Below are 18,718 nucleotides of genomic sequence, written 5' to 3' on the forward strand. Positions count from 1 at the left end.
TAGGAATGAGCTTTACTTTGATTGGCAAACACGAAAAGGATTCCCGCGCCAACCGCGACGGTTACGTCTCCGCGATGCTTGAGCTGATGGAGAAGGATCCTACCGTTGTACATGTTGACTGCGATCTGGAAAACTGCATCAATACCGGTAAGCTGGCTAAGGCTTATCCGGACCGTACCATCAACGCAGGCATTGCCGAAGCGAACGCTATGGGCGTTTCCGCAGGCCTGACCGCGACCGGCAAGAAGGTGTTCATGCACTCCTTCGGCTGCTTCGCATCCCGCCGCGCGTTCGATCAGGCGTTCATGTCCGCCGCGTATGCCGCTCTGCCGGTACACGTTGTCGGTTCCGACCCCGGCGTTTGCGCCGCATACAACGGCGGCACCCATATGCCGTTTGAAGATTGCGCGCTGTACCTGTCCATTCCGGACGCAGTCGTGATCGACCCCGTGGACTACGCGCAGATCAACTGCCTGACCAAGAAGCTGGCCGATTCCGGCAAGTTCTCTTACATGCGCATGATCCGCAAGGGCGTAACCACCGTTTACGCCGACGGCTCTGATTTTGAGATCGGCAAGGGCGTTACCCTCAAGGAAGGCAAGGATGTTGCCATCATTGCCTCCGGCATCATGGTAGACGAAGCGCTGAAGGCTGCCGAAGCACTGGCCGCTGAAGGCGTTGCCGCCAAGGTGATCGACATGTTCACCTGGAAGCCGCTCGACGAGGAACTTGTGATCGCCTCCGCTAAGGAGTGCGGCTGCGTTGTTACCGCCGAAAACCATCAGGTCGGCTGCGGTCTGGGCAGCGTTGTTGCAAACTGTCTCGCCAAGAACCAGCCGGTTCCGATGGAGATGGTCGGTATTCAGGAGCGCTTCGGTCAGGTCGGCGCAGAGGACTTCCTCCGCAAGGAGTATAACGTCACGGCTGACGATATCGCCCAAGCTGTCAAGAAGGCCGTTTCGCGCAAGTAAGCGACTAAACGAACATAAAAGGCACGCCGCATAAAACTGCGGCGTGCCTTTTTCATAAAATTGTTCTCCGCGGCTTAGAAATTTCGCTTTTCAAGAATTCCGGCAAAAAGTTTGTGGGATAGGCAGATAACTCTTTACGAAACTCGTACGAGCCGATATAATAGAAATGTTTGAAAAGTGGGAGGGGGATTACGGTGGAGCAGCAGGAGAGCATTCTCGGCACCGCGCCGGAGGGAAAGTTGGTGCTGCAACTAGCGCTGCCGGCCATGCTGGCGCAGTTCGTCAATATTTTATATAGTGTGGTCGATCGTGTGTACGTTGGCCATATCGCGGGCGTGGGCGAGTTATCGCTTGCGGGCGTGGGCGTGTGCGCGCCGGTCGTAACGATGATTACCGCGTTCGCGGCGCTGGTCGGCTTTGGCGGCGGACCGCTGATGAGCATCCGCATGGGGCGGCGCGATATGGAGGGCGCGCGGCAGATTGTGGCAAACAGCTTTTATCTGCTGCTTGCCATCAGTGTGCTGGTCACGGTGCCCGCGCTCGTGCTGAAAAAGCCCATTCTCTTCGCCTTTGGCGCGAGCGAGCAGCTTTGGCCCTATGCCAACGCCTATTTTACGACCTATGTATCGGGCACGGTATTTGCCCTGATATCCTACGGCCTGAATCAGATCGTGATGAGTCAGGGCTTTGCGGGCGTGGCCATGCGTTCGGTCATTGTGGGCGCGGCGGTCAATATCGTGCTCGATCCGGTGTTCATCTTTTTGCTGCACATGGGGGTGCGCGGCGCGGCGCTGGCCACGGTTGTGTCACAGGCCTGTTCCGCGGTCTATACGCTGCGGTTTTTGTTCGGAGGGCGCGCGGCGGTCGGCATTACCAAGTGCCCGCTGCATGCGGGGTGGATGCGCCGCATCGCGCAGGTCGGTCTATCGCCCGCGCTCATTATTGGGCTGGATAATGTACTGCTCATTTCAGTGAACGTGATGCTGCGCCGCTTCGGCGGGGGAGAGAGCGACATGCTGATCGCCTGCGCCGCCATCATGCAGAGCTTTATGCTGATCGTCACCATGCCGCTCGGCGGTATTACGGCGGGCACGCAGGCGATTTTGGGTTACAATTATGGCGCCGGTCGGGTCGACCGTGTGGTTCGCGCGGAAAAACGAATCATGCTTTTGTGCTTCGCGTTCGTTCTCGTGATGTTCCTGCTCGCGCGCTTGGTGGCGGAGCCGTTCGCGCGTATCTTTACCACCGACCCCGTCTATATCGAGCAGGCGGCGTGGATGATCCGTACTTACACGCTGGGCATTATCGGCCTTGCGATCCAATACCCCTTTGTCGATGGATTCACCGGCATGGGGCTGGTAAAATGGGGGCTTACCTTTTCGATGCTGCGCAAGACTGTGTATTTGGTCGGCGTGGTCGCGCTGCCCGCCGCCTTTTCAGCGACCGCGCTGTTTTACGCGGAGCCGATCTCTGACATTTTGGCGGCGGTGGTGTCCGGTATCGCGTTTTTGCTGCTCTTCCCAAAGCTGATGCGCAAACGCAAGGAGGAGGACGCGGGCTCCTTTGGCGATTCTGCCCCTAGGCAGCAAGAAGATTTTGCTGTAAAATAAGAAATAGAAAAATATATGCCGATGGAGGAACAATCATGGATTTGAAGGAGCGCGCGCTGAAAGCGCACGAGCAGTGGGGCGGCAAGATCGAAGTCGTTGCGCGGTGCGAGGTAAACAGCAAGGAAGATCTTTCGATCGCCTACACGCCCGGCGTGGCCGAGCCCTGCCTGAAGATCAAGGAAAACCCGGCGGACAGCTATAAGTATACCCGCCGCCATAATCTGGTCGCCGTCATTACGGATGGCACGGCGGTTCTGGGCCTTGGCGATATCGGGCCGGAAGCCGGTATGCCTGTGATGGAGGGCAAGTGCGCGCTTTTTAAGGCGTTTGCCGATGTCGATGCGTTCCCGCTCTGCGTCCGATCCAAGGATGTGGATGAGATCGTCCGTACGATCGAATTGATCTCCGGTTCGTTTGGCGGCATCAATCTGGAGGATATCGCGGCCCCGCGCTGCTTCGAGATCGAGCGGCGGCTCAAGGAAGTGTGCGATATTCCGGTCTTTCATGACGATCAGCACGGCACCGCCGTTTGCTGCGGCGCGGCGCTGTTAAACGCCTGCCGTTTGACCGGCCGCAAGGTGGACGAGATCAAAATGGTGGTTAACGGCTGCGGCGCTGCGGCGATCGCGGTGACCAAATTTTTGATGTTCCTCGGCGTCAAGGATATTGTTATGTGCGAGCGCTTCGGCATCGTCTGTGAGGGCGACGAGCGCCTAAATTCCGCGCAGGAGCAAATGGCGCGGGTGACCAACCGCGCCCACCTGACCGGTACGCTGGCGGACGCCGTAAAGGGCGCGGACGTGTTCTTCGGTATGTCGGCCCCGCAGGTGCTGACGAGCGAGATGGTCGGCGCCATGGCGGAGCATCCGATGGTGTTCGCCATGGCCAATCCCGTGCCCGAGATCTGGCCGGAGGATGCGAAAAAGGGCGGCGCGGCGGTCGTCGGCACCGGCCGTTCGGATTACCCGAACCAGATCAACAACGTGCTGGCGTTCCCCGGTATTTTCCGCGGCGCTTTGGATGTGCGCGCGTCCGATATCAATGAGGAAATGAAGCTCGCGGCGGCCAAAGCGATCGCCTATTGCGTTTCGGACGACGAGCTGACCCCGGAATACATCATGCCAATGGCGTTTGATGAGAAGGTCATCAAAGCTGTTGCCGAAGCCGTCGCCGAGGCGGCGAGAGATTCGGGCGTGGCGAGGATATAAATATAAAAAATAAGCAGTGATTTAAAAGTCACTGCTTATTTTTATTTACGGAACTTTCTCCCATGCTTTCAACGCGCCGGTGTCAAGTAATTCCTCGAGTGATTTGTCTTGGTTCTTATTTCCACCGGTTAACCAAGAGGTTGAAGTCAATGTTTTATTTCCGTTTGTCGTAGTACTTCGATAATATGACCCATCATAATAGAATAAATATCCCTTTAATTTTGGATTATCTGATTCAAAATTGCTTTGAGGTGTTAATAGCATGATATCGTGATAACTGCTGTCGAAATACATTCTGGTTGCAGTCCACACCAGAGGAGATTCAGAAAATCCCTGAGTATCGGGAAAATATTTTAAGGCTTCATCAGTTGGCACAGTCAATGGAGTTCCTATAGCTTGGTTATAGGCTTTCATAAAGGCGTAGTCATCACCACCGGACTTGAAATAACTGGTATCTCCGGGTTTTCCGTATAAGGCTTCAAAAGCCGCGCTGACAGAAGGGAGAGCAGCGGTTCCTTTCTCTTCGTTAGTCATCCAATCAGTTCGTTCGGATGAAGAACTATTTTCAGGATGTTTTGTGCAATAAACAGAATAAGAACTGTTATGGGAAATGATTTCTATGGTGCCATCTAAAGGACAGATTTTATCAGTAAAAGAGTTTCCGGTCTTTTCATATGCCGTTTTAAGGTCATCCCAATTTTGCTGAGATTCTTTATTCAATTCTTTTTTAAAGTTATCATCTGTCATAGCGGTAGAAGAAATAAGCCCTAACAGCGATCGGCGATTTGCTTGGCAGACTGCCGCTCGCGCCTTCTCCAAACTGCTTGTGAAAACAGGGATCGCGATCGCGACCAGTACGCCGATGATGGCGACGACGATGAGCAGCTCGGCGAGTGTAAAGCCGAGCTTGTTTCGACGTTTATTCACAGCGCACCCCCTACCCCTGTCAGTTGTTTACCGATACCGGTAAACGGGCAAAGGGTGCGCACCCTTTGCCCTGTGATGATTTGGTTACGTATTTATTCTATCATGAGTTTTCGGAAAAAGAAAGTACCTTTTATGTATTCTATTCGGGGGCAAATAGGGTTTGACTTTTCTTGGGGCTTTGGGTACAATAAGATATAGCAATGTGTATGCGCCGGAGAAGCGCCATGCGCATCAGAGAAGAATTGGAGGAATGAAAAATGTTAGATCCGAACAAGGTAAAGTTAGGTATCTGCCCGATCGGTTGGTCCAATGATGATATGTGGGATCTTGGCGACGAGAACACATTCCAGCAGTGCATTTCCGAAATGAAGCTCGCCGGCTACGACGGCTGCGAAGTCGGCCATAAGTACCCGGAGGATAAGGAAGTCCTCAAGCACATGCTCGACGCGCGCAACATGACCATCGCGTCCAAGTGGTTCTCTTCCTTCTTGGTTGACAAGCCGTATGAAGAGACTGAGGCCGAGTTCATCAAGGAGCTTGAGTACCTGTCCTACGTTGGCGCCAGCGCCATCAACGTTTCCGAGCAGTCCGGCTCTATTCAGGGTATGGAGGACAAGCGCGTTCTGAAGGACAAGCGCATCATGAACGACGACGAGTGGGCCCGTTTCTGCGACGGCCTGAACAAGCTGGGCAAGCTCTCCATGGAGAAGTACGGCATCAAGACCTGCTTCCACCATCACATGGGCACCGTGTGCCAGACGGTTGAAGAGACCATTCGCCTGATGGAGAACACCGATCCCAAGTACGTATTCCTCTGCTTCGATACCGGCCACTTCACCTTCGCGGGCGAGGACCCGGTTGCTGTTCTGGGCAAATTCGCTTCCCGTGTCGGCCACGTTCACCTGAAGAACATGCGCATGCCGATCGTTGAGAAGGTCAAGGCCGAAGATTGGTCCTTCCTGAAGGCTGTCCGCAACGGCGCTTTCACCGTTCCGGGCGATCCGGACGGCTGCGTGGACTTCGACGCCGTATTCGACCTGCTCGATAAGGCCGGATACGAGGGCTGGATCATGGTAGAAGCCGAGCAGGACCCGGCCAAGGCCAATCCGTTCGAGTACTCCAAGATGGGCCGCGAGTATATCACCAAGCACACCGGCCTGAGCGGCGAAGTCGCCCTTAAGTAAGCAAATACATACTGGCCCCGTCCATTTTGGACGGGGCCTTTTGCACGCAAAAGACGCGCCTATGGACAAATTGTAAAAAAGGAGCAAAACCCTTTGCAATGTCGGGCCAATTAGGGTAAAATAGTGGATAGGAATATGATCAATTAAAGGAGTGTTATGATGCAGACACCCAAATACAAGCGCGTGCTCATCAAGATCAGCGGGGAAGCGCTCGCGGGCGACCGGCATTTCGGCCTGAACTTTGACGTAATCGGCCCGGTGTGCGATGTGATCAAGAAGTGCAACGCGGAAGGTACCGAAATCGGCGTGGTCGTCGGCGGCGGCAACTTCTGGCGCGGCGTTAAGGACGGCGGCGGCAAAATGGAGCGCACCCGCGCCGACCATATGGGCATGCTTGCCACAACGATCAACGCCCTTGCTTTGGCGGACGCGCTGGAACAGCGCGAGGTGCCGGTACGCGTACAGACCGCGATCGAGATGGACCGCATTGCCGAACCGTACATCCGGCAGCGCGCCGTGCGCCATCTGGAAAAGGGCCGCGTCGTTATTTTCGGCTGCGGCACCGGCAACCCCTTCTTTTCTACCGATACCGCCGCTGTGCTGCGCGCGGCCGAGATCGGCGCGGAGGTGATCCTGCTCGCCAAGAATATCGACGGCGTGTACGATTCCGATCCCGCCAAAAACCCGGATGCTAAAAAATACGACCACCTGTCGTATATGGATGTGCTGAACCAAGGCCTTGGCGTTATGGATACGACGGCGACCTCGCTTTCCATGGATAACCACATTCCGATTCTGGTGTTCGCACTGTCGGATCCCGAAAATATTCACCGCGCCGTGAACGGCGAACAAATCGGTACGATCGTACAGGAGGAGAAGTAAAATGAAAGCTGATATGAAACCTTACGAACACAAAATGCAGAAAACCCTCGATGTGCTGGCGCAGGAGCTGGCCGCGGTGCGCGCTGGCCGCGCCAACCCGGGCGTTCTGAACAAGATTACCATCGACTATTATAACACGCCCACGCCGCTGAATCAGGTGGCCGCGGTATCCACGCCCGATCCCCGCACGCTCTCTATCCAGCCGTGGGACGCTTCCACGCTGAAAATGATCGAAAAAGCGATTCAAACCTCCGATCTGGGCATTAATCCGCAGAACGACGGCAAGCAGATCCGCCTTTCTTTCCCGCCGCTGACCGAGGAGCGCCGCAAGGAGCTCATCAAGGGCGTGGCCAAGACGGGCGAGGACGCCAAGGTTGCGCTGCGCAACGTACGCCGCGAAGGCATCGACAAGTGCAAGGCCGCTCATAAAAAGAACGAAATGACCGAGGACGAAATGCACGAGAGCGAAGAGAAGCTCCAGAAGCTGACCGATAAGTACGTAAAAGAGATCGATAGTCTGGTCGCCACCAAGTCCAAGGAATTGGCAGAAGTATAAAAAAGGGGATGGGCGGCGGTACGCCGCCCATTTCTATGGAATCGCCCGTGCTATAAAGGGCGTGGACCAAATATGGGGGATAAACTGTGGGCTTGTTTGAGCGAAAAAAGAAAGCTGCCGCCGATCGTCCGGCGCCGCCGCGCCATATCGCCGTAATCATGGACGGCAACGGCCGCTGGGCGAAAAAACGCGGCCTGCCGCGGAAAGCGGGGCATAAGGTCGGGGCGGAGACCTTCCGCACGGTCGCGACTTACTGCAAGGATATCGGCGTGCAGTACTTCACGGTGTACGCTTTTTCCACTGAAAATTGGAAGCGCCCGGAAGAAGAGGTCTCGGCGCTGATGGACCTGTTCCGCCGTTATCTCAAGGAAGCGGCGGAAACGATGTTCCAGCGCGGCGTGGCCGTGCGCGTGCTGGGCGACCTGTCGCCTCTGCCGGAGGATATCCTGCGGCAGATTGAAGAGACCGACCGCATTGCCGACACGCTCGGGCCGGACGCCGCGACTGCCTCGCTCTGCATCAATTACGGCGGACGGGATGAGATCAAAAACGCCGTGCGCCGCATCGCGGAGGAAGTAAAGGCCGGCACGCTCGAACCGGGCGATATAACGGAGGAAACAATCGGCGCGCGGCTTTACACCGCGCACATGCCCGATCCGGATCTGATCATCCGTCCCTCGGGCGAAATCCGCACCTCCAACTTCCTGCTGTGGCAATCGGCCTATGCGGAGTATTACTTTACCGATGTCCTTTGGCCTGATTTTAAGCCGAGCGACATGGACGCCGCGATCGAGGCGTACCATCGCAGAAACCGCCGGTTCGGCGGCGTATAAAAAGTAGCAAGGGGAACTATTGATATGAAAACAAGGGTGCTGTTCGGCGTTGTGGGCTTTGTATTCGTCCTGCTCGCGCTGTATGTGTTTCCGCCCGTTGTACTGGAACTGATTGTCGCCGCCCTGTGCGTGCTTGCCACCTATGAGGTGCTCGGTTCGACCGGGCTGGTGCGCAACCGGCTGATGCTGATGCTTAGCTGCCTCATTTCGTTTTTGTTCGCCGCGGGGCATTCCTCGCTCGTGAAATTTGGCATGCAGGCGGTCGTGCAGGTGCTCGTTCTGTCGATGCTGCTGCTTTCGTTTGTTATTTTGCTGCGCTTTCACGACAGCATGCGGGCGGGCGAAATTGCTTGGGGCTTTTTCGGCGCGCTCATTGTGCCGTACCTGATGCTGTCCCTGCTGCGCATTTTCCAGATGGAGTACCACCACGGTCCGTTTCTCGTGCTGCTGCCGCTGCTCGCGGCGTGGGGCGCGGATACGTGCGCGCTGTTTACCGGGCTGTTTTTCGGCAAGCATAAGCTCGCGCCCGTCGTCAGCCCTAAAAAGACGGTGGAGGGCGCGGTAGGCGGCGTAATCGGCGGCGCGCTTCTTGTCATGCTGGCGGCGGTGCTGATGAACGTATTCCTCGATCTTGAGCTGCCGATCTGGGCGGGCGCGGCGCTTGGCGCGGGCGGCGCGGTGCTCGGCGTTTTAGGCGATCTGTCGTTCTCCGTGATCAAGCGGCAGACCGGCATTAAGGATTACGGCAGCATTTTTCCCGGCCACGGCGGGGTGCTCGATCGTTTCGACAGCGTGCTGTTCGTTGCGCCGGTGGCGGAAATTCTGTTCCGCGTGATTTGGTAAGGGAAAGAAACGAGGACTTGGCATGAAAAAAATTGCAATTTTAGGCTCGACCGGCTCGATCGGCACGCAGACTGTCGATATTTTGCCGTCGATAGAAGCCGAAATCACCGCATTGACCACATTTCACCGCATAGACTTACTGGAGAAGCAGGCGCGTGCGCTGCACCCGAAAATGGTGTGCGCGGTGGACGAGGCGGCCGCGAAGGACCTGAAAACCAAGCTAGCCGATACCGATATCGAGGTGCTGGCGGGCGAAGACGGTCTGGTTACTTGCGCCGCCGCGTCGGGCGCGGACACGGTGGTTACCGCGGTGGTCGGCATGGTCGGTCTGGAAGCCGACGCTCGCCGCGATCGACGCGGGCTGCGATATCGCGCTGGCCAATAAGGAAACGCTCGTGTGTGCGGGCAAGCTGGTCATGGACCGGGCGCGGGAAAAGCATGTGAAGATACTGCCGGTGGATTCCGAGCACTCGGCAATCTTCCAGTGCGTGCAGGCCGCCGGCGGCAACCCGCTGGCGAAGATCATCCTCACGGCGTCCGGCGGGCCGTTTTTTGGTAAAACAGCCGCCGAAATGCGTTCTGTCACCTTGGAGCAGGCGTTACAGCATCCCAACTGGTCGATGGGCAACAAGATCACCATCGATTCCGCGACCATGATGAACAAGGGCCTTGAGCTGATCGAAGCCATGTGGCTGTACGATATGCCGCAGGAGGATATCGAGATCGTCATCCACCGCGAAAGCATCATCCATTCCGCGATCGAGTTCGCGGACGGCGCGGTGCTGGCGCAGCTCGGCGTGCCCGATATGCGCCTGCCCATCCAGTACGCGCTGACTTATCCCGCGCGCCTGCCCTGCAAGGCGGAACGTTTGAACCTTGCGAAAGCGGGCAGCTTTTCCTTTTACGAACCGGATGAAACCGCGTTCCCGTCCATCCGTCTGGCGCGCAGTGCGGCCGCGGGGCGCGGCAATCTGGGCGCGGTCCTCAGCGGCGCGAACGAGGCCGCCGTTGCCGCTTTCCTTGCCGGCGATATCGCTTTTTACGAGATCGCGGAGCGCGTGGAAAAGGCGCTGCTCGATGTGCGCTTTGTGAAAGAGCCCACGCTTTCCGATATTCTGGAAAGCGACCGCGAGGCGCGCGTGCGCGCGGTAAACGGCTAAAAGCGATTTGTTATTTTCCCCCTCTTGATTGAAAGGAGCACCAATTTGCTGCAAATTATCCTTGCAATACTAGCGTTTGGCGTGCTCGTCATCGTGCACGAGTTCGGCCATTTCATCACCGCCAAGCGGGGCGGTGTGCAGGTAAACGAGTTCTGGATCGGCATGGGGCCGACGCTGTTTTCCAAAACGTATCATGGCACGTTATACTGCCTGAAGCTGCTGCCCTTCGGCGGCGCATGCGTGATGGAGGGGGAGGACGGCGAAAGCGAAAGCGAGCATTCCTTCGGCAAGGCAAAGCTGCGCCGCCGCATGCTCATTGTCGTTGCGGGCGCGCTGATGAATTTCATCGTCGGCTTTTTGATCGTCTGCTTTGTTTTGCAGCCCAATGCGCCGAATGGCGGTTATATTATCTCTACGCTGGAAGCTGTTCAGCCTGAAAGTACTGCGGCGGGCGCGCTTGAGCCCGGCGACACCGTGCTCAAGGTGGATGGCTACCACATTTTAGAGCGCGGGGATTTCGATACCGCGCTCGCGCGCGGCAAGGATTCCTCGTATGAGATCGTCGTCAAACGGGATGGCAAGCGCGTGACCCTGCCGGATGTTCGTTTGGAACGCACGATCGACGACGGGGCGGGCGGCAAGCTGATCGGCCTGACCTTTGCCGAGCAAAAAGCGACGCTTTCGCTGCGTATCAATTTGGCCGCGCGGACCTCGGTCAATTACGCGCGGCTGGTCTGGTCCAGCCTTGGCCAGCTGGTCACCGGTCAGGTCGGTATCGATCAGCTTTCGGGCCCGGTCGGCGTGGCCGAGGTCATGGCCAACACCGCCAAGCAAAGCATGGTATATTTCTTCCATCTGGTCGCGTTTATCTCGATCAACCTTGGCGTGATGAACCTGCTGCCGCTGCCCGCGCTGGACGGCGGCCGGTTGGTATTTCTGATTCTGGAAGGGATTCGCCGCAAGCCCGTGTCCCCCAAATACGAGGGCTACGTCCATGCGGCCGGGTTGATGCTGCTGCTCGCCTTGATGGTCTACGTCACGGGGCAGGATATTTTCCGCATTATCTTTCGCGGGTAGCTACACCGTGGGCGTTTTATAAGGAAATGCTGGCGCATGTGGGCGGGGTGTCCTCATCCCGCCGCCAAACAGGAATGTGAATACGAAGCGATATCTCTGACTGGGGAAATAAAAAATAAAAGGAGATGGCACAGCATGAAACAGACAAAACAGATCGACGTCGGCGGCGTAAAGATCGGCGGCGGCGCCAAGATCGCGGTGCAGTCCATGACCAATACCGACACGCGGGATGTGAAGGCGACGCTTCGCCAAATCGCAGACCTTAACGATGCGGGCTGCCATATCGTCCGCTGTGCCGTGCCGGACGCAGAAGCGGCCGAGGCGCTCCGCGCGATCTGCCGCGAAAGCCCGCTGCCGGTGGTTGCGGATATTCATTTCGACTATCGGTTGGCGCTCGCCGCGATTGAGTCGGGCGTGCACAAAATCCGTTTGAATCCGGGCAATATCGGCGGAGCCGACCGGGTGCACGAGGTCGTGCGCGCGGCGAAGGAGCGGGGGATTCCGATCCGCATCGGCGTCAATTCCGGTTCGGTCGAGCGGCACATCCTTGAAAAGCACGGCGGGCCGACGCCCGACGCCATGGTCGAATCCGCGCTGTACCATGTCAAGCTGCTTAACGACTGCAATTTCGATGATATTTGTCTTTCCATGAAATCCTCCTCCGTGCCGGACACGATGCGGGCCTATCTGCTCGCGCACGAAAAGACGGACTATCCGCTTCATCTGGGCGTGACCGAGGCAGGTACCGAATACATGGGCACGGTCAAATCAGCCGCCGGGATCGGCGGCCTGCTCGCGCTCGGCGTGGGCGATACCATCCGTGTTTCGCTGACCGACGACCCGGTGCGCGAGATTCACGCGGCGTACTCGATTTTAAAGGCCGTGGGCCGTAACGACGACGGCGTAAACGTCGTCTCCTGCCCGACCTGCGGGCGCACACGCATCGATCTGATCCGTATTGCAAAGGAAGTTGAACAGCGCTGCGCTTCGGTCACGGGCAAGCGGCTCAAGGTGGCCGTCATGGGCTGCGCGGTCAACGGTCCGGGCGAAGCGCGCGAGGCCGATCTTGGCATCGCGGGCGGCGACGGCGAAGGCCTGCTGTTCCGCAAGGGCGAGATCCTCCGCAAGGTGCCGCAGGCGCAGTTGGTCGACGCGCTGATGGAAGAAATAGCAAAGTTCAATGAAGCTTGATCCGAAAGAGCTGCCTGCCTTTTCATGCAGGCAACGCTTCGCCTTGATCAGCATATCGGGAAAGGCATACGGGCGGCCAAAGGCCGCCCGTTGCGATAGCACTTGGAGTAGAGACTGGAGTATGCAACGTGCCGGGTAAACTGACAGACTTTTTTGAGCGGTGCAGGGACAGCATCGCGACGCAGCAACTCGCCGGGGGCGAGGTGCGCTCGCTGGCGTTTGGCGACGATAAAACGGTGATGGTGGTCGAGCTGGACCTGCACGATACCGTGGTCAGCCGCGCGCAGCTGCGCGAGGTGGAAAGCTGTATCGCGAGCGCTTACGATTTAAAGCGTGTCTTTGTCGAGCCGCGCTACGAGCTGAGCGAGCCGACGCCCGCCTATATCGAAACCCTATATGAAGACATGGCGTTTCGCATGCCGTCCGCCCGCGGCCTGCTGCGCGCGGACGCTTGGCGGTATGAGGACGGCGGCGTGTCCGTTCCCATGGACGAGGTGAGCGAAAAGCATTTTGCCGTTGCGCTTCGCCAGCTGGAACGCCGCATCGCGGACGAGCTGGGCACGCCCTGTCCGGTGCGCGCCGTCCGTGCCGAAACGGACGCTTACGATGCGCCGCTCGCGGAAGAGCACCGCGAAAAGATCCTGCAAAAGGCGATTGCAAACGAAGCGCAGGCCGCCGCAGCGGCCGAGCCGAAGCCCAAAAAGCCGCGCCCCGCGCCCCGGCAGGAGGGCGGAGCCTACGCCCGCCCCCGCACCGAAAAGGTGCGCGAGACCGATCTGCTGTTCGGCAAGCTGATGCAGGACCCGATCGTTTCGGTCAATGAAGCCGTGATGGCGTACGATATGGTCACCATTCAAGGCGAGGTGTTCTTTACCGATCACCGCGATATCAAGAGCAAAAAAACGGGCAAGGACTATGTCAAGCTCGCTTTCGATATGACCGACCGCACCAACTCGGTACGGATCAGCAAGTTTTTTCCCGCCGATAAGGCGGGCGATATCGCATCGAGCATCAAGCCCGGGCTTTACTGCACCGTACAGGGCAAAATGACCTTTGATTCCTTTGCCAAGGAAATGGTGTTGGAGCCGACCGCCATCGTCAAGGCCAAAAAGCCCATGCGGCAGGATAAGGCCGAAGGGTTGAAGCGCGTCGAACTGCATCTGCACACCAATATGTCCGCGATGGACGGTATGAGCGCGACCTCCGCGCTTTTATGCCGCGCGGCCAGCTGGGGCCACCGCGCGATGGCGATCACCGACCACGGCGTGGCGCAGGCTTTCCCCGAAGCGCTGCACGCGCAGGAGGGCAAGCAAAAGGATGTCATCGGCGATATGAAGATCATTTACGGCGTCGAGGCGTACTATATCAACGATGAGGACACGATCTCCGTTGTGCGCGGCAAATCCAACGAGCCGCTGAACGGCACCTTCATCGTATTCGATCTGGAGACCACCGGCCTCAATCCCGCGAGCGAGGAGATCACCGAGATCGCGGCCGTGCGCGTCAAGGACGGCGCGATCATGGATTCGTTCCAAACCTACGTCAATCCTCACAAGCCGATCCCGGAGGAGATCACAAAGCTGACCGGCATTTCGGATGAAACGGTCGCGGACGCGCCCGAGCTTGCCGAAGCCGTGCCCAAATTCCTCGACTGGGCGGGGGCGTACCCCTTTGTCGCGCACAACGCGGGCTTTGATATGGGCTTTTTACGCACGGCATGCAAACGGCTTTCGATCGAAAAGGAGTTTACCTCGATCGATACGCTGGAAATGTCGCGTATGATGCTGCCGCATCTGCACAAGTTCAAGCTGAATATACTGGCCAAGGAGCTGCAGGTAGGTCCCTTTGAGCACCACCGCGCCAGCGAGGACGCCGCCGTGCTGGGCCGCATTTTTGTCAAGCTGCTCACCCGCTTGCAGGAGGAGTTCCACGCGGTAACGGTTTCCGATATCAATCCCGTGCTGGCCGCGCAGACCGATCGCAAAAACAAGCTGAAAAACCTGCCCCGGTATCATTTCATCATTCTGGTCAAAAATCAGGCCGGGTTGCGCAACCTGTACCAGTTGATCTCCAAAAGCTTTTTGGAATACTACAACAAACGCCCCATCATGCCGCGCAGCGAGCTGATCCGCCACCGCGAAGGGCTGATCTTCGGTTCGGCCTGCGAAGCGGGCGAGGTGTTCCGGGCCATGACGGGCGGCGCGGAGGACGCGGAGCTGGAACGTCTTGCCTCCTTTTATGATTATTTAGAGATACAGCCGACCGGCAACAACAACTTTATGCTTGCCAAGGGCATGGCAAAGGACGAGGAGCAGCTGCGCGATTGGAACCGCAAGATTCTCGCGATCGCGGACAAGCTCGGCAAGCCTTGCTGCGCCACGGGCGACGTGCACTTTTTAGAGCCCGAGGACGAAGCGTTCCGCCGCATCCTCATGGCGGGGCAGGGCTTCGGCGACGCGGATAACCAAGCGCCCCTATACCTGAAAACGACGGATGAGATGCTAAAGGAATTTTCCTATCTGGGCGCCGACCGCGCGTATGAGGTGGTCGTGAAAAACACCAACATGGTGGCGGATTGGTGCGATATCATCCGCCCGGTGCCGCGCGAAAACTACCCGCCCCATATCGACGGCGCGGAGGAAGATCTGCGCAATATGAGCTATGAAAAAGCGAAGCGCATCTACGGCGACCCGCTGCCCGAGCTGGTACAGGCGCGTCTGGACCGCGAGCTGAACTCCATCATCGGCAACGGCTACGCGGTCATGTACATCATCGCGCAGAAGCTGGTGACCAAGTCTCTGTCGGACGGGTACTTGGTCGGTTCTCGCGGTTCGGTCGGTTCGTCGTTCGCGGCGTTTACCTCGGATATCACGGAGGTAAATTCACTGCCGCCGCATTATTTGTGCCCGGATGATAAGTATATCGAGTGGCACGACGAGTATTCCTGCGGCGTGGATCTGCCGGATAAGCTGTGCCCCAACTGCGGCAAGCCGCTCACCAAGGAGGGCTTCGGCATACCGTTTGAGACCTTCTTGGGCTTTGAGGGCGATAAGGTGCCCGATATCGATCTAAATTTCGCGGGCGAATACCAGTCCCGTATCCACTATTACACGGGCGAGATATTCGGACACGACCATGTGTTCCGCGCGGGCACGATCGGCACGGTCGCGGAAAAGACGGCCTACGGCTATGTCAAAAAATATATGGACGAGCGCGGCATCGAATGCTCGCGCGCGGAAGAAAATCGCCTTGCTGCGGGCTGCACGGGCGTGCGCCGTACCTCGGGCCAGCATCCGGGCGGCGTGGTCGTCGTGCCCAAAGAGATCGAGATCTACGACATCTGCCCGGTGCAGCACCCGGCAGACGACCCGGATTCCGATATCATCACCACCCATTTTGAATACCACTCGATCGACGCCAACCTGCTCAAGCTGGACGAGCTCGGCCATGATGATCCGACCATGATACGTCATCTGGAAAATCTGACCGGCGTCAACGCGCAGGAGATTCCGCTGGACGACCCGGAGACGATGAGCCTGTTCCATAGCTGCAAGGCGCTGAAATACACGGGCGAAAACCCGGATACCGATGCCATTTTGGGCGACCTCGGCTGTGTCGCCGTGCCGGAGTTCGGTACCAAGTTCGTGCGCGGCATGGTAAAGGAGACGCATCCCTCCACCTTCGCGGAGCTGGTCTCTATTTCCGGCCTGTCCCACGGCACGGATGTGTGGCTGGGCAACGCGGCCGAGCTGGTCCGCAAGGGCATTCCGCTTTCCGGCTGTATATGCTGCCGCGACGATATCATGAACTATCTGATTTTGCAGGGCGTTAAGCCCAAGCTGGCGTTCAAGACCATGGAATCCGTCCGAAAGGGCAAGGGCCTGACCGAGGAAATGGAAGCCGCCATGCTGGAACAAAACGTGCCGGACTGGTATATCGATTCCTGCAAAAAAATCAAGTATATGTTCCCCAAGGCGCACGCGGTCGCTTATGTTATGATGGCGTTCCGCATCGCGTGGTTCAAGGTGCACCGGCCGCTGGCGTTCTATTCGGCGTATTTCTCCGTGCGCGCCAAGGGCTTTGACGCATCCTGCATGATCCGGGGCGACAAGGTGTGTCTGGACAAAATGCGGGAACTGCAAATGAAGGACCGCGAAAAGACCATCACCGCGGCAGAAAAGGAAATGATGGTAACGCTTGAGGTTTGCCACGAGTTTTACCGCCGCGGATTTACCTTTGAGCCGATGGACGTTTACGCTTCGGACGCGACGACCTTTTTGGTCACGGAGACCGGCCTGATCCCGCCGTTCACCTCAATGCCCGGCATTGGCGAGCAAGCGGCGCTGAACATCGTGGAGGAGCGTGGAAACGGTAACTTCCTCTCCGCCGAGGAGCTCGCCGTGCGTTGCCCCAAGGTATCCAAGTCTGTCATTGAATTGCTGGATCAGATCGGCGCGCTGGGCTCCATGCCCAAAACCACCCAGATCAGCCTGTTTGCATAAGAAAACAAAGGAAGGGCTTGACAGGATGTGTTTTCCGTGGTATTATTTTAACGCGATAAAGTAATGAAGGAGATAACGGAGAGACATGAACCGTTTTAGCATTTCCACGCCTGAGGGCACGAGAGACCTGCTCTTTGCTTCGTGCAAGGCGCTGCGTCAGACAGAGGCCGCCATCCGCACAGCGCTTGAAACACAGGGCTTCAGCGAGATTATTACGCCGGCGGTAGAGTATTTCGATGTGTTCCACGCGGCCAACCCGGAACTCGATCAGGAAAACATGCTGAAGATCATCGACCGGTCGGGCCGCATCTGCGTCGCCCGTCCGGACAATACGACTCCGATCGCCCGCGTCGCGGCGACGCGTCTGAGCGATACGGCGCTGCCCGTCAAGCTGTATTACAGCCAAAAGGTATTCCGTTCGGTCAGCGGCGATCACGGACATAAGGGCGAATTCTTGCAGATCGGCGCGGAGCTGATCGGCGCGGACGGTCTGGAAGCCGACCGCGATATTCTCTCCGCCGCGTTTGGGGCGCTGCGGCAGGCGGGCGCGGACAGCTTCCGCATCGAGCTGGGCCACGCGGAAATCTACAAGGCGCTGATCGAAGCGCTGGGCGTGGACGGACAGACGGCGGAATCCATTCGCCGCCTGATCGAGAACAAATCCTTTGCCGCCCTTGGCGACGCGCTGGAGCCTTACGCCGACCGCTCGGCCGCGCGCGCGCTGCGCGCCATGCCGCAGCTTTTCGGCGGTATCGAGGTGCTGGACGAGGTGGAAACGCTTACCGGCAACGTGCGCGTGCTGGGCGCGGTTTCCTACTTGCGCCGCCTGTATGCCGCGCTGGAAAAAGTGGGCTGCGGCGATCGGGTTATGATCGATCTCGGGCTGGTGCACGAAATGGATTACTACACCGGCGTGATGTTCCGCGGCTATATCGGCGGTGCGGGCGCCGCCATCCTTTCCGGCGGGCGCTATAACGCGCTGTGCGCGAAGTTTGGGCGCGATCTGCCCGCGGGCGGCTTCGGCATCGATGTGGAAAGCGTGGCGGACAGCCTGCTTTCCGGCGCCAAGCCCGAAGCGGCCGAGCGCCGCGGCACCGTGCGCATCGCGCTGACCAAGGGCCGCTTGGAAAAGAAAACGCTTGCGCTGCTGGGTAACGCGGGCTATGATATATCCGAACTGGAAGCGGGCTCGCGCAAGCTGATCTTCGCGCTGCCCGATAAGGGCGTGGAGATCGTGCTCGCCAAGGCGGCGGATGTGATCACCTACGTTGAGCACGGCGTGTGCGACATGGGCGTGGTCGGCAAGGATACGATCATGGAAAAGGGCGGCAGCTTTTACGAAATGGTCGATCTGGGCTTTGGCAAATGCCGCTTCGCGTTGGCCACCAAGAAGGGCAAGGACGCTTACGGCGGCTATAAGACCCCGGTCATCGCGACGAAGTACCCGAATGTGACCAAGGCGTTTTTCAGCCGCAAGAACATGGATGTGGAGACCATTAAGATCGAGGGCTCGGTCGAGCTAGCGCCGCTTTTAGAGCTGGCGGACGCGATCGTCGACATCGTGGAGACCGGCACGACGCTAAAGGAGAACGGCCTCGAGGTCATCGAGGACGTGGCGCCCGTTTCCGCGCGCGTCATCGTAAACCTCGCTTCCGCCAAAATGAAAAAGGCGGCTATTCAAACGGTGATAAAGGACCTTGATAATTAGTAATTAGGAATGAGTAATTAGTAATTAGGAGCTAAGCGTCAGGCTTTCGATGTCTGACAGAAATAG

Annotated in this window: 13 protein-coding genes and 1 pseudogene; 13 read left to right on the plus strand and 1 reads right to left on the minus strand. The window is 57.9% G+C overall.

Annotated features, from left to right (window positions below):
* The first annotated feature begins 5 nt into the window (after positions 1–5).
* The 3 genes from RWV98_RS08560 to RWV98_RS08570 all read left to right on the plus strand — a co-directional run bounded on the left by RWV98_RS08560 (position 6) and on the right by RWV98_RS08570 (position 3,789).
* Positions 6–971: a transketolase family protein gene (locus tag RWV98_RS08560; protein WP_317865253.1), complete on the plus strand. Its 966-nt coding sequence runs from the start codon at positions 6–8 to the stop codon at positions 969–971.
* A 194-nt stretch (positions 972–1,165) separates the two neighbouring features.
* A complete protein-coding gene (locus RWV98_RS08565; RefSeq protein ID WP_317865255.1) occupies positions 1,166–2,581 on the plus strand; it encodes an MATE family efflux transporter in 1,416 nt (471 codons plus the stop codon).
* Positions 2,582–2,616: 35 nt separating this feature from the next.
* Positions 2,617–3,789 carry an NAD(P)-dependent malic enzyme gene (locus RWV98_RS08570; protein ID WP_317865257.1) on the plus strand — a complete coding sequence of 391 codons (1,173 nt, stop codon included), beginning with the start codon at positions 2,617–2,619 and terminating at the stop codon, positions 3,787–3,789.
* Positions 3,790–3,834: 45 nt separating this feature from the next.
* Here RWV98_RS08570 and RWV98_RS08575 read toward each other — a convergent pair whose 3' ends face one another.
* The gene (locus tag RWV98_RS08575; protein WP_317865258.1) at positions 3,835–4,716 is read right to left on the minus strand and encodes a type IV pilin protein; all 882 of its coding nucleotides are present in this window, start codon (positions 4,714–4,716) and stop codon (positions 3,835–3,837) included.
* A 257-nt stretch (positions 4,717–4,973) separates the two neighbouring features.
* On the opposite strand from RWV98_RS08575, the gene iolE reads away from it, so the two are divergent.
* The 10 genes and pseudogenes from iolE to hisZ all read left to right on the plus strand — a co-directional run bounded on the left by iolE (position 4,974) and on the right by hisZ (position 18,652).
* Positions 4,974–5,900, plus strand: coding sequence for a myo-inosose-2 dehydratase (gene iolE, locus RWV98_RS08580; protein ID WP_280961481.1), 927 nt, complete (start codon positions 4,974–4,976; stop codon positions 5,898–5,900).
* A 159-nt stretch (positions 5,901–6,059) separates the two neighbouring features.
* A complete protein-coding gene (pyrH, locus tag RWV98_RS08585) occupies positions 6,060–6,782 on the plus strand; it encodes a UMP kinase (protein ID WP_280961480.1) in 723 nt (240 codons plus the stop codon).
* A 1-nt stretch (position 6,783) separates the two neighbouring features.
* Entirely contained in the window at positions 6,784–7,338 is a 555-nt protein-coding gene (frr, locus tag RWV98_RS08590) for a ribosome recycling factor (protein WP_280961479.1), read from the plus strand.
* Between the two features lie 86 nt (positions 7,339–7,424).
* Positions 7,425–8,171 (plus strand): isoprenyl transferase, encoded by a 747-nt coding sequence (locus tag RWV98_RS08595; RefSeq protein ID WP_280961478.1) that lies wholly within the window; start codon positions 7,425–7,427, stop codon positions 8,169–8,171.
* A 24-nt stretch (positions 8,172–8,195) separates the two neighbouring features.
* Positions 8,196–9,014 carry a phosphatidate cytidylyltransferase gene (locus tag RWV98_RS08600; RefSeq protein WP_317865260.1) on the plus strand — a complete coding sequence of 273 codons (819 nt, stop codon included), beginning with the start codon at positions 8,196–8,198 and terminating at the stop codon, positions 9,012–9,014.
* Between the two features lie 22 nt (positions 9,015–9,036).
* Positions 9,037–10,174: pseudogene (locus RWV98_RS08605) on the plus strand (1-deoxy-D-xylulose-5-phosphate reductoisomerase).
* Between the two features lie 45 nt (positions 10,175–10,219).
* On the plus strand, positions 10,220–11,251 hold the full coding sequence (gene rseP, locus RWV98_RS08610) for an RIP metalloprotease RseP (RefSeq protein WP_280961475.1): 1,032 nt from the start codon (positions 10,220–10,222) through the stop codon (positions 11,249–11,251).
* Positions 11,252–11,386: 135 nt separating this feature from the next.
* Positions 11,387–12,442 carry a flavodoxin-dependent (E)-4-hydroxy-3-methylbut-2-enyl-diphosphate synthase gene (gene ispG, locus RWV98_RS08615; RefSeq protein WP_317865262.1) on the plus strand — a complete coding sequence of 352 codons (1,056 nt, stop codon included), beginning with the start codon at positions 11,387–11,389 and terminating at the stop codon, positions 12,440–12,442.
* 128 nt (positions 12,443–12,570) lie between these two features.
* Entirely contained in the window at positions 12,571–16,944 is a 4,374-nt protein-coding gene (locus RWV98_RS08620; RefSeq protein ID WP_280961473.1) for a PolC-type DNA polymerase III, read from the plus strand.
* A gap of 85 nt (positions 16,945–17,029) precedes the next feature.
* Positions 17,030–18,652: an ATP phosphoribosyltransferase regulatory subunit gene (gene hisZ, locus RWV98_RS08625; protein WP_280961472.1), complete on the plus strand. Its 1,623-nt coding sequence runs from the start codon at positions 17,030–17,032 to the stop codon at positions 18,650–18,652.
* Positions 18,653–18,718 lie beyond the last annotated feature (66 nt).

This window comes from Agathobaculum sp. NTUH-O15-33, from assembly GCF_033193315.1.
Classification (GTDB): domain Bacteria; phylum Bacillota; class Clostridia; order Oscillospirales; family Butyricicoccaceae; genus Agathobaculum; species Agathobaculum faecihominis_A.